Annotated in this window: 13 protein-coding genes and 5 pseudogenes; 15 read left to right on the plus strand and 3 right to left on the minus strand. The window is 38.7% G+C overall.

The window, feature by feature from the left end; genetic code table 11:
• Window positions 1–558: 558 nt before the first annotated feature.
• The 12 genes and pseudogenes from AN957_RS27355 to thiD form a co-directional block, all read left to right on the plus strand.
• A pseudogene (locus AN957_RS27355) lies at window positions 559–1,629 on the plus strand (aminotransferase class I/II-fold pyridoxal phosphate-dependent enzyme); the annotation flags it as partial.
• Between the two features lie 42 nt (window positions 1,630–1,671).
• A pseudogene (locus AN957_RS26820) lies at window positions 1,672–2,211 on the plus strand (aminotransferase class III-fold pyridoxal phosphate-dependent enzyme); the annotation flags it as partial.
• A gap of 54 nt (window positions 2,212–2,265) precedes the next feature.
• Entirely contained in the window at window positions 2,266–2,463 is a 198-nt protein-coding gene (locus AN957_RS29150) for a hypothetical protein (protein WP_425388889.1), read from the plus strand.
• 5 nt (window positions 2,464–2,468) lie between these two features.
• Window positions 2,469–3,692 (plus strand): cysteine desulfurase, encoded by a 1,224-nt coding sequence (locus AN957_RS11885; protein WP_056687160.1) that lies wholly within the window; start codon window positions 2,469–2,471, stop codon window positions 3,690–3,692.
• 164 nt (window positions 3,693–3,856) lie between these two features.
• Window positions 3,857–4,483 (plus strand): HAD family hydrolase, encoded by a 627-nt coding sequence (locus tag AN957_RS11890; RefSeq protein WP_056684255.1) that lies wholly within the window; start codon window positions 3,857–3,859, stop codon window positions 4,481–4,483.
• A gap of 287 nt (window positions 4,484–4,770) precedes the next feature.
• Entirely contained in the window at window positions 4,771–5,967 is a 1,197-nt protein-coding gene (locus AN957_RS11900) for a CynX/NimT family MFS transporter (protein ID WP_075209133.1), read from the plus strand.
• A gap of 178 nt (window positions 5,968–6,145) precedes the next feature.
• Window positions 6,146–6,544, plus strand: coding sequence for a dihydrodipicolinate synthase family protein (locus tag AN957_RS11905; protein ID WP_056684261.1), 399 nt, complete (start codon window positions 6,146–6,148; stop codon window positions 6,542–6,544).
• Between the two features lie 668 nt (window positions 6,545–7,212).
• Window positions 7,213–7,449, plus strand: a complete 237-nt coding sequence (locus tag AN957_RS11910) for a thioredoxin family protein (RefSeq protein ID WP_056684263.1) — start codon at window positions 7,213–7,215, stop codon at window positions 7,447–7,449.
• A gap of 167 nt (window positions 7,450–7,616) precedes the next feature.
• Window positions 7,617–8,222: a MarR family winged helix-turn-helix transcriptional regulator gene (locus AN957_RS11915; RefSeq protein ID WP_056684266.1), complete on the plus strand. Its 606-nt coding sequence runs from the start codon at window positions 7,617–7,619 to the stop codon at window positions 8,220–8,222.
• 245 nt (window positions 8,223–8,467) lie between these two features.
• A complete protein-coding gene (gene hemL / locus AN957_RS11920) occupies window positions 8,468–9,775 on the plus strand; it encodes a glutamate-1-semialdehyde 2,1-aminomutase (RefSeq protein WP_056684269.1) in 1,308 nt (435 codons plus the stop codon).
• A gap of 8 nt (window positions 9,776–9,783) precedes the next feature.
• On the plus strand, window positions 9,784–10,449 hold the full coding sequence (locus AN957_RS11925; protein ID WP_056684272.1) for an aminotransferase class V-fold PLP-dependent enzyme: 666 nt from the start codon (window positions 9,784–9,786) through the stop codon (window positions 10,447–10,449).
• 91 nt (window positions 10,450–10,540) lie between these two features.
• Window positions 10,541–11,377: a bifunctional hydroxymethylpyrimidine kinase/phosphomethylpyrimidine kinase gene (gene thiD, locus AN957_RS11930; protein WP_056684275.1), complete on the plus strand. Its 837-nt coding sequence runs from the start codon at window positions 10,541–10,543 to the stop codon at window positions 11,375–11,377.
• A gap of 80 nt (window positions 11,378–11,457) precedes the next feature.
• On the opposite strand, the pseudogene AN957_RS29155 reads toward thiD, so the two are convergent.
• Both AN957_RS29155 and AN957_RS29160 read right to left on the minus strand, forming a co-directional pair.
• Window positions 11,458–11,985 (minus strand): annotated as a pseudogene (locus AN957_RS29155) (IS3 family transposase); the annotation flags it as partial.
• Window positions 11,986–12,090: 105 nt separating this feature from the next.
• Window positions 12,091–12,429: pseudogene (locus tag AN957_RS29160) on the minus strand (transposase); the annotation flags it as partial.
• Window positions 12,430–12,532: 103 nt separating this feature from the next.
• On the opposite strand from AN957_RS29160, the gene AN957_RS11940 reads away from it, so the two are divergent.
• Together AN957_RS11940 and AN957_RS11945 are read left to right on the plus strand one after the other, a co-directional pair.
• Window positions 12,533–12,799, plus strand: a complete 267-nt coding sequence (locus tag AN957_RS11940; protein WP_056684280.1) for an aminotransferase class V-fold PLP-dependent enzyme — start codon at window positions 12,533–12,535, stop codon at window positions 12,797–12,799.
• A gap of 102 nt (window positions 12,800–12,901) precedes the next feature.
• Window positions 12,902–13,444 carry an aminotransferase class III-fold pyridoxal phosphate-dependent enzyme gene (locus tag AN957_RS11945; RefSeq protein WP_082446538.1) on the plus strand — a complete coding sequence of 181 codons (543 nt, stop codon included), beginning with the start codon at window positions 12,902–12,904 and terminating at the stop codon, window positions 13,442–13,444.
• A 29-nt stretch (window positions 13,445–13,473) separates the two neighbouring features.
• Here the strand turns inward: AN957_RS11945 and AN957_RS11950 are convergent, their stop codons facing one another.
• On the minus strand, window positions 13,474–14,370 hold the full coding sequence (locus tag AN957_RS11950; protein ID WP_056684283.1) for a LysR family transcriptional regulator: 897 nt from the start codon (window positions 14,368–14,370) through the stop codon (window positions 13,474–13,476).
• A gap of 376 nt (window positions 14,371–14,746) precedes the next feature.
• On the opposite strand from AN957_RS11950, the pseudogene AN957_RS29165 reads away from it, so the two are divergent.
• Window positions 14,747–15,162, plus strand: a pseudogene (locus AN957_RS29165) (MOSC domain-containing protein); the annotation flags it as partial.
• Window positions 15,163–15,304: the final 142 nt, after the last annotated feature.

Below are 15,304 nucleotides of genomic sequence, written 5' to 3' on the forward strand. Positions count from 1 at the left end.
GTTCACTGCTCACACACGAAGCGATGTGGCTACGGTAGGCAACTTCGCCAATACGATCGGTACGACTCATGTAACGGCTGTGAGCAAAAAGCCGAAGATCGTCGAGTGACCTTGCTCTCTTTAACTTGGGAAGGGAGATCCTTAACAAGCTTGACAATTGGGGACATCTACTAGATGATGCGCTCCAGCCTATTCCGGAGGAGTTGCTGGCGCATTTCGAGATTGGGATTGGCTCTATTATTTCTACCCTGCAAAAGGAGGGGCATCTCATTGTATCGGAACCCTGTCTAGGTTGCATTCATTTTCTCCCGAATACCGGCGATATAGCAGCGCCTCATTATTGCAAGATGATCCAAAAGTATCTTACCCACGAAGCCTCACTTCAAGAATTCCCCGAACATACTTCCTTATTCAAAGTATAGAATGGCAGTGGATGAACGCCATCCTTGCATCTGGCTTGATTTCCTTTTTCTTTATCATAGTTATATCCTATCGTTATTATATAATTAATTGAATTGAACAATGATTCAACTCAATTTATGATTAATAATGTTGATGCCTGTATTTGTCACTCCTGAGAGAGACAAGCGATGGGGGATCGATCATGGCATCTCTATTCGTTCAGTGAAGAAAGCGATTGAAAGGCATACGGACGCCAAAGCGGTGCTCGTAATCAATCCAACCTATTTCAGTGTATGTACCGATCTGAAAGCCATTGTTGATTTAGCTCATAATTACGGCATACCGGTACTTGTTGACGAGGCGCACGGGGCATTGCTCCACTTTCATAACATGCTTCCGTTGTCCGCCATGTAGGCTGGAGCAGATATGGCTGCAACAAGCATGCACAATCTTGGTGGATCACTGACACAAAGCTCGCTGCTCCATATCAAAAAAGGGCATATTCAACGTGAAAAAGTAAAACCATCTTTAGCATGCTGACAATCACATCCACTTCTTATATTCTTTTGGCTTCCCTGGACGCAGCACGGAAGCATCTTGCCTTGAATGAATCGAAAATGGCTGCAAAAGCAATTCAACTGGCAGAGTACGCTAGAGTTCAAATCAACCAAATTCCCGGTCTGGCTTCTTTCGGAAGGGAGATTCTGTGGACGGATGCGGCCTTTGATTTCGACCCTACGAAGCTTACCGTACATGTCCGAGAGTTAGGCATTACCGGATATGCTGCGGAAGTACTGCAATATTGAAGTAGAACTGAGCGATTTGTACAACATTCTTTGCTTAATCACACCAGGTGATTCGACAGAAACGGTAGATTGCTTGCTGGACGCTTTAACTGAACTAGCCAAAGCTCATCAAAAACCAAAAGCGGAAGCTGAAGCCATTGATGTAAAATTACCTGAAATTCCGCTGCTTACTTTGACACCGAGAGATGCTTTTTATGGGGAGGTTGAACTTATTCCTTTTGAGCAATATGCCGGGCGTATTATGGCAGAGTCCGTTTATGTCTATCCTCCGGGTATTCCTATTTTACTGCCTGGAGAAGTCATCGCGGAACAACATATTCGTTACATTCGAGAGCATTTGGAAGTTGGTCTTCCTGTAAGAGGACCTCAAGATTTAAAAGTGCAAAATATCAAGGTGGTTATCGAAACCAAGGCAATTTAGCCAAAGAGGGAGCATCTATGAATCTCAGTACAAAAAGAAAGGATTCATATTTCTATAGCAGAATTTGAGCAAGCCAAAAGAGTAATACCTGGCGGGGTAAACAGCCCTGTTCGCGCATTATCAGCGGTAGATTTAACGCCTGTTTTTGCTGCAAGAGGTCAAGGGGCGCGGGTGTTCGATATCGACGGCAACGAATTTATCGATTATATCGGGTCGTGGGGGCCTTTGATCCTCGGGCATGCTCATCTTGAAGTGGTGGAGGCGATCAAGAAAGTAGTGTCTTGCCGGACCAGCTTTGGCTTGTCCACGGAGGTTGAAATCAAAATGGCTGAATGGATATGCAAAAGTATGCCATCTATTGAAATGGTGCGTATGGTGAATTCCGGTACGGAAGCTTCAATGAGCGCATTGCGATTAGCAAGAGGTTATACGAAGCGCCAAAAATTCGTAAAATTTCAAGGCGGATACCACGGACATGCCGATGCGTTATTAATCAAGTCAGGATCGGGCGCCGCTACCATGGGATTATCGGATAGCCCGGGAGTACCTGATAGTGTTGCTGCCCATACGCTTACAGCGCCCTAAATAAACAGGGTCGGCTCCATGTTTTCAGCCTTTTTTTCGGAGCAGGAGCTTGTGGACTACGATACAGCTAAAGGTTCAAATATGCAGTTATTTAAAGCATATTATGTAGCCATGCTGAAGCACGCCGTTTTAACTGCCCCTACACCTTACGAGGTGAGTTTCGTTTCGGCACCTCATTCCGACGAAGATATCGAAAGGACGATCAGCGCTCATTATCAAGCACTAAATAAAATCAGCAAGAAAGGGTGATGATTTTGGATAATTCTAACATAAGAAAACTTTTCCCTATACTGGGTCAAACCATTAACGGTTATCCGCTTGCCTACCTGGATAGCGCAGCATCAGCGCAAAAACCGATTCAGGTGATAGAAACCTTAAAATACTATTATGAACAAGATAACGCGAACGTCCATCGGGGTGTTCATACGTTAGGCTCGCGTGCAACAGAAGCTTATGAAGGGGCGCGAGCCAAAGTAGCCCGTTTTATCCATGCAGAATGGGGTGAGGAAATTATTTTTACGCGCGGGACAACTTCATCCATTAACCTTGTCGCCAGCAGCTATGCACGAGCCGTATGCAAAGAAGGCGATGAGATTGTTGTCTCTGCTATGGAGCATCACAGCAATCTCCTTCCTTGGCAGCAAGCGGCAAAGGCGACAGGTGCAGTGTTGAAATATATCCCGCTGCAAACTGACGGAACATTTTCAATAGAAGAAGCGGAGAACATGATTACGAATCGCACGAAAATCGTATCTATTTCACACATTTCCAACGTATTGGGTGTTGCTAATCCAGTGAAACAAATTGCAGCAATCGCCCATAATCGTGGGGCAGTCATCATGGTAGATGGAGCCCAGAGCATTCCGCATATCAAGGTGGATGTTCAAGAGTTGGATTGTGACTTTTATGCCTTCTCGGGACATAAAATGTGCGGACCAACAGGCATCGGAGTGTTGTATGGAAAAAAGGCTTATCTCGAACAAATGGAGCCGATCGAATTTGGCGGAGAAATGATCGCGGATGTGGGTCTGTATGACGCCTCTTGGAAGGAACTTCCTTGGAAGTTCGAAGGGGGGACTCCCATTATCGCAGGCGCAATTGGCTTGGGCGCGGCCATTGATTTTCTTGAGCAAATTGGGTTGGATGTCATCGAAGCGCATGACAAGCAATTGACCAGCTATGCGGTAGAACAAATGAAGCAAATTGAACATTTAACGATGTATGGCCCAGAGGAAGGGCGGTTTGGCTTAGTGACCTTCAATTTAGGCAAGATACATCCGCATGATCTGGCTACGGTTCTGGACACGTATGGCGTCGCGATTCGTGCGGGGCATCATTGCTGTCAACCGTTGATGAGACATTTTGGAGCTAGTGCTACAGTTCGTGCCAGCTTTTATTTATACAATACAGAAGCGGATGTAGAGCAGTTTCTTTTTGCCTTGAACAAAACGAAAGAATACTTTAAGGAAGTGGAATAAGGTGAGGATTCATTACTTGCAGCATGTTCCGTTTGAATCGCCTGAACGAATAGCGGATTGGGTTATGGATAAAGGCTATGCGTTGAGCGGTACTTTATTATATGAAAGCACACATTTCCTACTTCAGTCGGAGTTCGATTTGTGAAAAATAGGAGGTTTTTAATATGATTCAAGCCGTTATATTTGATGTGGATGGTACTCTTCTTAATTCAGACCAAGCGATCATTTTGGCTTTGCAGCAAGTTTTAAGAGAAGAAAAGAAAATGGAGTACCCAAGTGAAGAATTGATTCCTGTATTGGGTATGACTAGTGAAAATTGTTTGAACTTCTTGGGGGTTTCAGATGTAAAGCGCGTTGCTGAAAAGCTAACGCTTTATGTAAAAAGGAATAATCATATGATGATCCTCTATCCTGGGATTGAAGAGATGCTTAAAAAGTTGGTTGGAAAAGGCATTCATACGGGTGTTGTTACATCCAAAACACTCGAGGAATTCATAGTTGATTTTATGCCTCATGGTATAAGCGAACTCTTCTCACACATTATTTGTGCAGACGATACGTCTAGGCATAAGCCTGAGCCTGACCCGCTGCTCAAGTATGTAGAACAAACCAAGATCAACCCGACGACAACGCTTTATGTCGGAGATACTGTATTTGATCAGAAATGCGCGAACGGGGCTCAAATCGATTTCGCCTTAGCGATGTGGGGGGCCAAGCAACCAGAGCGTACTGTGGCAAAATACAGTTTAAATCGACCTGATGATCTACTCCGCATTGTAGGTCTTGAATGATTCATTACCGCTCATGCATAGTATCGGCAAAACATTGGCTGTGGTGCTTCACGCACCACAGCCAATGTCGTATTTTCGCCGTTCCGGGATGGACGGCTTTGCGGTTGTCAGTGCGGCTTTGATGAATGAACAGAAGGGGGTAGCAGCGATGTCTCAGGATCGGTATAGCAGACAGCAGAATTTCCGGCCGATTGGTGCTGCTGGCCAACAGGCCTTGGGGGATGCGCATGTGTTGATCGTAGATGCGGGCGCGCTCGGCTCCGGTAAAAGATTATAGGAGGAATAGTATGTCTTTAAATATGGAGCAAATAAGTGTTAAAAGGAAAAATGGTTTATTATTAGTTGTTGGAATTATGTTATTTGCTTCTACTTTACGTGTCCCATTAACATCAATTGGTTCATTGGTACCGATAATTCGCGATACTTTGGGAGTAAGTAATACTATTATAGGATTGGTTTCAACTTTACCATTACTGGCATTTGCATTTGTTTCACCATTTGTACCCAAGATAGCTAGCCGTATGGGAATGGAAAGAACTATTTTCTTATCAATGGTTATACTCGGTCTCGGAATAGTTATTCGTCCCATTACTGGTATTAGCACATTGTTTATTGGTACAATCCTGATTGGAATTTCTATTTCATTTGGAAATGTATTATTACCAAGTCTTATAAAAATGAACTTTCCATTTAAAGTAGGTTTAATGACGGGGTTTTATGCATTGTTTAAGAGCGTTTTTGGTGCATTAGCTTCAGGTCTTAGTGTACCAATTTCAAAGATTGACAGTTTTGGGTGGCAAGGTGCATTAGGTATATGGGTAATCTTAGTAATCATTAGCCTATTTATTTGGTATTCCCAAGTTAAAAATCCGGTTCCAAAACCTGAATTGGAATCCGATCAAAAGAAAACGAATATGTGGACTTCTTTCACTGCCTGGCAAGTAACTTTATTCATGGGACTTCAATCGTTGATGTATTATACATGTTTAACATGGTTACCTGATATCTTACAGTTCCATGGGTATTCGTCCAGTCAAGCAGGGTGGATACTTTCACTCATGTTATTTGCGCTCATTCCAGTTAACTTTTTAATCCCAGTTATTGCCGATAAAATGAAGAATCAAAAAATATTAGGAGCTTTGACAGGAGCTGTTTTTCTTCTTGGCACAATCGGTTTATTTAGTGCTAATATTGTTTTGATTACTATCTCAGTAATTTTAATTGGAATTGGCTGCGGTAGTGGATATAGTTTGTCAATGATGTTTTTTACATTACGAACTAAAAATGGTTATGAGGCATCAGAATTGTCGGGAATGGCTCAATCTTTTGGTTATTTCCTTGCGGCTTTAGGACCAATTCTTTTTGGTGGGCTGCACGATTTAATAGGAAGTTGGATTACGCCGCTATTCATGTTACTTTTTATTGCGATGATTATTTTCATAACAGGGGTGCTTGCTGGTAGAAAAGTAATGATAAATAATTAGTTTTATATATCGCTAGTGGAATTCTTACTTTAATTTTGATAAACATTTATAGAATATTAAGAAGCCACTTTTCAAAAATAATAGGATTAACAGTTTGAAAGATATCGTCGTATATTTATATACTTAAACAAATGGGTAGATTATTTTAAGCAAATAAAAGGATAAAGGGGATAAGGTAATGCTAACAGAAAAAGTTCATATTGCCGTACCAACAGCTTTTTATGAAGATGAATCTTTAAACGTTCAAGGAACAATAAGCCATATAAGAAACTTAAATAAACAAGGTGCAAAATCTGTTCTTGTTTCTGGAACTACTGGAGAACAGCATAGTCTAAACCTTCAAGAGAAATTTGACATCATTGACGGATTAGAACTGGAAGAAGAACTCATGAATAATATGGAAGTTATCTTTGGTGTGGCTTCAATTAAACAAAGATTAAGTGCAAAAGAAGGCGAAAAAATTGATAAGATTATGGGCCAAATTTATGAAGGAAATGCTATTGTAAATGTGAAAAAAGTTATTAATCAGCAAGGCATCCCGATAGGAGTTTATAGGAGTCCTATAGGAAATGTATAAATACCTTATTATTTTGATGGCTCCAAATATAGAGTCCTATATATCTATTTTTAGAAAATGTCAAAAACACTTGCTACTTCGGTCATGTGAGGTTCGAGCTGCGTTAGTAATTATGAAATTGATTATTTTTTTCATTTCACAACTTCGCCTGATACTTTTGACTAATACCTATTATCACTAGCGTAGCTTTGAAAATTACTTACTTTGTATCTATGTCAATAATAAAAATGAAGATCATACTTCAAAACTAATTCCTTTATAACATCTTGACCGCGATATATCTCCTTTATTTTATGAATATGACATGAATCTTGCTTCGATAACTTCTAGTAATATAAAAGATTATTTGTTCACTAGTTCCTCTATGATACTTTATATCAATGTTGAACCTTTCAATAATCAAAACATACCCCAGTACAAGCCCTATCTCTTGATAATGATCAGAAAATAATTCGGCGCTTGTTAAGCGACGATCTAGATAATTTTTGTTAATTCTTTTGATTGTTAAATAAAACATAACTTCGATAGAAGCTGATAATGCTTTTGAAAAACTCAATTAGTTTTACCTATGGATATCATAGGTAATTTGATATTGTTTACTTTTATGGTACCTTCTAGAATTTAAATTAAGTAGCAATGCTACAAAAAAATATGGGAGATGATTGTAAATGTCAAAAGCAATTTTTTATCATGCAGGTTGTCCAGTTTGTGTAGATGCGGAGCAAATGGTTCTTGATTATCTTGACAAATCAAAAATTACTCCGGAAGTGGTGCATCTTGGCACAGACCTAAATCGTATTGAAGAAGCAGAAAAGGTTGGAGTAAAATCAGTCCCAGCATTGGTGATCGGTGAAAATGTATATCATATCAATTTTGGTGCAAGTTTAACTGATGTTAAGGGATAAGTTCTAAAAGAAGGTGCTGTTTGGGCACCTTCCTCTTTTTTCAATAAGGTTTATTAAAACATGCCTTTAATTAATCTTTCTACCACATATAATAAATAGAGAAACCTATATTATGCTTCATAGCATAATTATTTGATAAATTAAGTGTGGAAAGGTATGAAAATGTTATGATGTTCGATCCCCAACATCGAAAAGATAATCGATCTGCAAGAATGAGCATGGCTTTATTCCGAATCTCGCAGGCAATCAAAAAAATTACACAGGCGGAAAGTGATGCACTCGGATTATCACCTGTACAAACTCAAGGACTATTATTTGCTGCTTATACTAGAAGTGATATGGCTAAAGTGGGGAATTTTGCTAGTACAATCGGTACAACACATGTAACAGCAGTTAAAATACTGAATAGATTGGTAGAAAAAAAACTAATTTATAAAACACAAAAGGCAGATGATAGACGTGTGACCCTAATTTCTTTAACTGAAAAAGGACAAAAGGTCATTTCTAACCTTGATGACTGGGAGCAAGCATTAGAGGATGCACTACAGTCTCTACCTGAAAATGTTTTGTCACATTTAGAACTCGGACTTGGATCTGTTGTTTCTACTTTACGGACAAAAGGACATCTAGTTGTATCAGAACCTTGTTTAGGTTGTATTTATTTTCGCCCAGGTACCGGTGACGCAGTTACACCTCATTATTGTGAGTTAATTCAAAAATATTTAACTCACGAGGCTTCCCTTAAAGAGTGTCCAGAACACACACCTTTTTAAAAAGTCAAAAAACTGGTGAAAAGAGTTTAATTTAGGAAGTTTCGTAACTATTCTATAGTCATAGGAAATAACTATCATAGTAAAATAATCATAAAAATAAGTAATGATGATATTCTATATTAAGTTAATTTTTTGTGATAATTACCAATAATTATGTTTTAATTTTAAATCTTTATTTAAAAATAAAAGAAATATAGGGATTGAACTTATGAATGAGCAGAAGATTCATTGAGAGGGGAAAATAAATGAATACAAAAAGAGTGGATTCTTACTCCAAAGCATTATTTGAACAAGCAAAAAGTGTGATTCCTGGAGGAGTGAACAGCCCGGTACGTGCATTTTCGTTGGTTGACTCTCCTCCTGTTTTTATTACAAAAGGTCGAGGATCTCACATATTTGATGTTGATGGAAATGAATTTATTGATTATATATGCTCATGGGGACCTTTGATACTTGGACATGCCCATCCAGCAGTGGAGGAAGAGATACAGAAGGCATTAAGAGATGGATCAAGCTTTGGATTGTCTACTGAGATTGAAGTGAAAATGGCTAAATTAATATGTGAAATTGTTCCATCTATTGAAATGGTACGTATGGTGAACTCTGGAACAGAAGCTGTAATGAGTGCATTACGTTTAGCAAGAGGATATACAAGGCGGCAAAAAATTGTTAAATTTCAAGGTGGCTATCATGGACATGCTGACGCTTTTTTAATCAAAGCAGGTTCTGGGGTGGCCACATTAGGATTGCCCGATAGTCCGGGGGTACCCAATAATGTCACTATTGATACTATTACAGTACCTTATAACAGTATGGAGAGTATCCGTCATACCTTTGAACAATATGGGGAACAAATCGCAGCTGTTATTGTCGAGCCAATTGCAGGAAATATGGGAGTTGTTCCTCCAAATCTTGGATTTCTCCAAGGGTTACGTGAGATTACCAAACAGTACGGTAGCTTGCTTATCTTTGATGAAGTAATGACTGGTTTTCGCGTAGACTATCATGGGGCACAGAATCTATACGGAGTCGATCCCGATATTACTTGTTTAGGAAAGATCATAGGAGGGGGATTGCCTGTGGGAGCTTATGGAGGTAAACGTGAAATCATGGAGCAAATTGCACCCGCAGGACCTATTTACCAAGCAGGTACATTATCAGGGAATCCACTTGCAATGTCAGCTGGATATAGAACTCTGAGGTTACTTGAGCAGATTGAAATCTATGGTGAGTTGGAAAGAAAAGCGGCTAGATTAGAAGAAGGTTTCAAACAAAATGCTGAATTGACAAGTGTGCCATTAAAAATCAACAGGGTAGGCTCCATGCTTTCTACCTTTTTTACAGAACAAGAGGTTGTTGATTATGAAACAGCTAAGAGTTCGGATATGCAAGTTTTTAAAAAATATTATACGAGTATGCTGAATTTGGGAATTTTGACAGCCCCTACACCTTATGAGGTGATGTTCATATCGGCAGCACACTCCGATGAAGATATTGAAGATACAATCAAGGCTCATTATCAAGTACTTAGTAATGTCAAAAGTATTGGGTGAGAATAATAATGGAATCGATCAATATACAAAAACAATTTCCGATACTGAATCAAAAGATTCATGGGTATCCGTTGGTTTACTTAGATAACGCAGCATCAACACAGAAATCGCTCCAAGTCATTGAATCATTGCAACAATACTATAAACAAGATAATGCTAATGTACACAGAGGAGTACATACGTTAAGTTCACGTGCTACAGATGCTTATGAAGGAGCACGGAAGAAAGTAGCTAATTTCCTTAATCCAGAAGGGGGAACTCCAATTATCGCAGGTGCAATTGGTTTAGGTACAGCTATCGATTTTCTAGAAGGAATAGGATTAGATACGATAGAGAAGCACGATAAACAATTAACTAGCTATGCGGTAGAACGAATGAAACAAATTGAAGATGTGACAATGTATGGACCTGATGACGGACGTTTTGGGTTGGTTACGTTTAATTTAGGCAAAGTTCATCCGCATGATCTAGCCACGGTTCTCGACACTTATGGTATAGCAATACGCGCTGGGCATCATTGCTGCCAACCATTAATGCGACATTTTGAAGCTAGTGCTACGGCACGTGCCAGCTTTTACTTATACAATACAGAAGAAGATATCGAACGATTCATTTTAGCACTAGAGAAAACGAAAGAGTTTTTAAAGAGTGATTTTATTTTAATATCCTCGTAAATACAATCTATTTCGATGGATGGGTAAACACTAGGTCACAAATTATAGACAAAGAAAATTTAGATTCATAAACAAGAGAGGTTTTGATTATATGTGGGTACCTAGAGCTTTATCAATAGCGGGTTCTGCTGCAAGAGGAGGTGCTGGGATTCAAGCTGATTTAAAAACTTTCCAGGAGATGGGTGTGTTTGGTCTAAGTTCTGTCACTGGTATTGTTGCATACCATCCATATACAAATCAAAATGTGTTTCCTATAGAGTTAAGTGCTATTGAAGCACAGGTATATACAGCGCTTCGTGACGTCGGGGTAGATGCGATAAAAACGGGAATGCTCTATACAAAGGAGAATATTTCCCATGTAGCCAAGTGGATTGAAGAAGCCGACACAACCAATGTTGTTGTGGACCCAGTCATGGTTGGTAAAATGGACACGCCTTTGTTAAAAGACGATGCTATCAATACCCTTATAACAAAATTAATACCTTTAGCGACAATTATTACACCAAATATGCCAGAAGCAGCACTATTATTAAAATCAAATCAACAACTTACAACTGTTGATGACTTAAAACTAGCAGCAATAGAATTAAAAAAACTAGGCTCAAAATATGTCCTTGTCAAAGGAGGTCGCTTGAAAGGTCCAGCTGTTGATGTGCTATATGATGGAGAGAAATTACATATACTCGAAGCGCAGCGTATTGATACAATTCATACAAATGGAGCAGGATGTAGCTATTCTGCCGCAATCACAGCCCTGTTAGCAAAAGGTAAACCTGTCCAAGATGCTGTTAAAGAAGCAAAAATGTTTATTACAGCTGCCATTCGTCATTCCATTGCATTTAAGCGAGGCGTAGGTCCTCCAGACTTTGCTGCTTACCATAGACATGGGGAATTAGGGGTCAAAGAAAACATTATAGAATTTCAGTAACAAGAATATTAAAAAAGAAGAGCTATGAAGAAGTTTGAACTGCCCCCTGTCAAGTAGACAGTTGAAATAATAAAATTGACTTAAGCGGCTTTAGCTCTATATTCCATAGGGCTAAGGCCGTTTAGTCGTTTTTGATATCGATTATGATTATAAAAATAGATGTACTCATTTATCGCATTAGAGAGTTCCCCAAATGTTTCATACTTATGTAAATAATATTTCTCGCATTTGATTGTTCCCCAAAAAGATTCCATTGGTCCATTATCAATACACCTACCGACTCGTGACATACTTTGAGTCATCTCAGCCTTATCTATCCTGCGCTTAAACCTATTAGAGGTGTACTGAAACCTGCGATCACTATGAATAAGTGGATGATCTCCATCCAAAAGCTCTATTGCTTGTTCAATCGTCTTTTATACGAGATGATAATTATTTGAATGCCCTAAAACATAGCTAACGATGGATCCATCATACAGATCAAGAATCGCACTTAAATATGCTTTCTTTGAGAAAGCATATTTGAATTCTGTGACATCCGTTACCCACTTTTCATTTGGCTTTTCCGAGGTGAATTCACGATTCAACACATTCTCCGCCACATGTTTTCGTTGATAATCTTTGGCATTCCCTAAACAATCAAGCACAATTTGTATCCATTCATGCCAAGTGGTTTTTCTCCCTTTAGTCATAGAGCTCGTCCTTCCTTTCGACGTGTCCTTTAATTCTCTATAACTATTATACTTCTTAATCCACTGACGTAGAGTGGTAGTACTCGGAATTTCATACCTTCTAGTAACTTCCCCAAGGGAGTACCCTTCATCAAGATATTCCTTTACTGCCTCCAGTTTAAGTTCCTTCGAATACCTTCTCCAAGTTGAGCTCTCTTTTAATCCTTCCACTCCGTATTTTTCATATTTATAAACCCAATCATAAATTGAGAGATTATTTACATTAAAAATCGATTCCAGTTCATAAATAGAATAATCCTCATCTTTTATAGCTTTTATTATCTTGATTTTATCCTCTAATGAATGTCCTCTTTTTGACATAAAAAATACTCCCCTTAAAGCAAACAGATTATTATTTTTAATCTGTCTACCTAATGGGGAGCATATCAGTTAAAAGTATCTGCAATTAAATAAGGGGACAAGAATGAAACAAGTTAATAATTTTAATGCGGGGCCAGCAACATTACCTTTAGAAGTAATGCTTCAAATACAAGATGAACTCCTCGATCTACAGGGAACTAGTTTGTCTATTTTAGAGATATCACATAGAAGTAAGGAGTATGAGAATATCAATGGAGAAACACAACAATTGTTGAAGGATCTTCTTAACATTCCTACTGATTATAAGGTGTTATTTCTTCAAGGTGGTGCAAGTACGCAATTTGCCATGGTACCTATGAACTTTTTGTAGAAGGATGTAATGCAAGTTACTTTCATAGCGGAACATGGTCAGAAAAGGCGATAGCAGAAGCGAGAAAATTTGGCGAGACTGTTATTGCAGGAAGCTCGGAAGATGATTATACTCATTATCGATGAAGTACAGACTGGCATGGGGCGTACAGGGAGTTTGTTCGCTTATGAGCATTATGGTATCGAACCAGATATCATCACGCTTGCCAAAGGACTAGCCAGCGGGTTTCCAATCAGCGCGATGATGGGTAAGAAAGAACTTCGAGAGGCTTTCTCATCAGGGAGTCATGGATCGACTTTTGGGGTAGGTCCTCTTGCGGTAACCGCAGGTCTTGCAACTCTTGAAACGCTACTTGAGGGATGCTTAATGGAACATGTTACTAAACTTGGAGTATACGCATTGCAGCGCTTGACAGATCAACTTCAGCACTATCCTAGTGTACAAAATATAAGAGGGCTTGGTCTCTTAATTGGTATTGAATGCCGCGAACCGATTGCCCCAATAATTCAAGAGCTGCTGCAACAAGGACTGCTCGTACTTACAGCGGGAACCCATGTAATCCGTCTGGCACCGAGTTTATTAATTACTAAAGAAGAAATTGACCAAGCCGTTGACCTCATTGAAGTTGTACTGAAAAAGTATTGAAAAGCATAAAGATTATTCCTGATAAAGCTCTAGTAAAAGCGTTCATCTTTAACTGTTTTAATCAATTGGTCCATAAAAACACGACTAGCAGCACATAAATGTTTGTTCTTTCGATAGGCAATACCAATCTGTGTGGTGATTACCGGATCTTGAATAGGAATCGTTTTAATATGAATATTATCAATATAATCTAAGTAAGCTTTTGGTAGTATCGTAACACCGACGCCTTTGCTTACCATTTGAATGATAGATTCCATCGTCGTCATTTCAAGTACTGGTTTGGGTGCGAAATTCATTAAGCGACACTGTTCGTTAACAACTTGTCGTAGAAAATAGGTTTCAGGTAATAAAATAGATGGTGTCTCTTTTAAAACTTGAAGTGATACACACGCCTCTTTTGCAATGATGTGATCTATAGGTGCAGCAAAAGCAAGATCTTCTTTATAGAGCGGAATAGCTTCTAGGTCTTCATGTTCCAACGGTAAAAAAACGATACCCAAATCCAATTCATTCTGTAATAGTCCTTTATAAATATCTCCAGTTCGTAACCCTTGTACAGAAAGTTCTACATTGGGATAAGCATTGTGAAACCCGATAACTGTTGGGGAAAGCAAATAATTAACAACTGTGAGTAGGGAGCCTATTTTGAGCGTGCCCCTCTCTAACCCCTGAAGCTCGCTAATTGCAGCACGTGCCTGAGAAATTTCATGAAAAACATTGTAGCTATGATGGAGCAATGTTTTACCTGCATCAGTAAGTATATTTTTTTTGCCAATACGATCAAATAAAGGCAGCCCTACTTCATGTTCTAACAAGCCAATTTGTTGACTAAGAGAAGGTTGGGCAATACCTAGTTTCTCCGCCGCACGTGTAAAATGCAGCTCTTGACATAATACGATAAAGTATTCCAATTGTTTTAGTTCCATCGATTTCCTCCCAAGTATTTATATTTACAATGATAGGTTTTAACTATTATTATATACTAATTTATTATATATTTTTAATAGATGAAATATGGTGGAAAATGGTTTAAAAAATATTTGAGTTTATGCATTACCATCTCAAAATTATGAGAAGCTGAAATATGAATCAAAATTAATTTTAATAATGAGTTTGATATCGGTGAGTCAACCTGTGATAGATAAAATAATGGTAGGAAAGCCATAAACATTCGGAAATAAAGATGCAAAACATCCAATGAATCGTGAGTGGACCACTGGAATTGTAAAATATTCAGTTAAAGGAAAGATTTGGGCAGGGAAAACAAATCTTGGAGGGGACGGATAAGCAGATCTTAAGCGACATGGCGGACCGAAAAAAGCAATTTTTGTCTATACGGTTTCTCATTATGATTATTGGCAAAAAAAATTACAAAGGCCAGACTTTTCCGTCGGTGCATTTGGTGAAAACTTAGCTGTTAAAAACATCAATGAAGATGATTTATGTATCGGTGATGTATTTCATATTGGTGGGGCTGTCGTTCAAGTTTCGCAACCAAGGCAACCATGTTGGAGACCAGCAAGACACTGGAAATAAAAGATTTAGCTTCACAAATACAACAAGAGGGCTTAACAGTATGGTATTTTCGTGTTCTTAAAGAGGGTGAGATACAAGCAGGAGATTATCTACAACTTCAAGAAAGACCATTCCCTGAATGGATTGTGGCTAAATGCAATGATGTTCTCTCGTTTTGCAAGAAATACTTTAGATACGCTTAAGTATATTCGTATGTTGAAAGAAAGAGACATTGCTGTTTTATTTGAAGACGAAAAAATTAATATACTTACAATGGATGATGAATTATTACTTGTTGTATTGAGTTCCCGTTGCACAACAAGAAGTAGAAAATATATCTGCTAA

This window comes from Cytobacillus solani, from assembly GCF_001420595.1.
Taxonomy (GTDB): Bacteria; Bacillota; Bacilli; order Bacillales; family Cytobacillaceae; genus Cytobacillus; species Cytobacillus solani.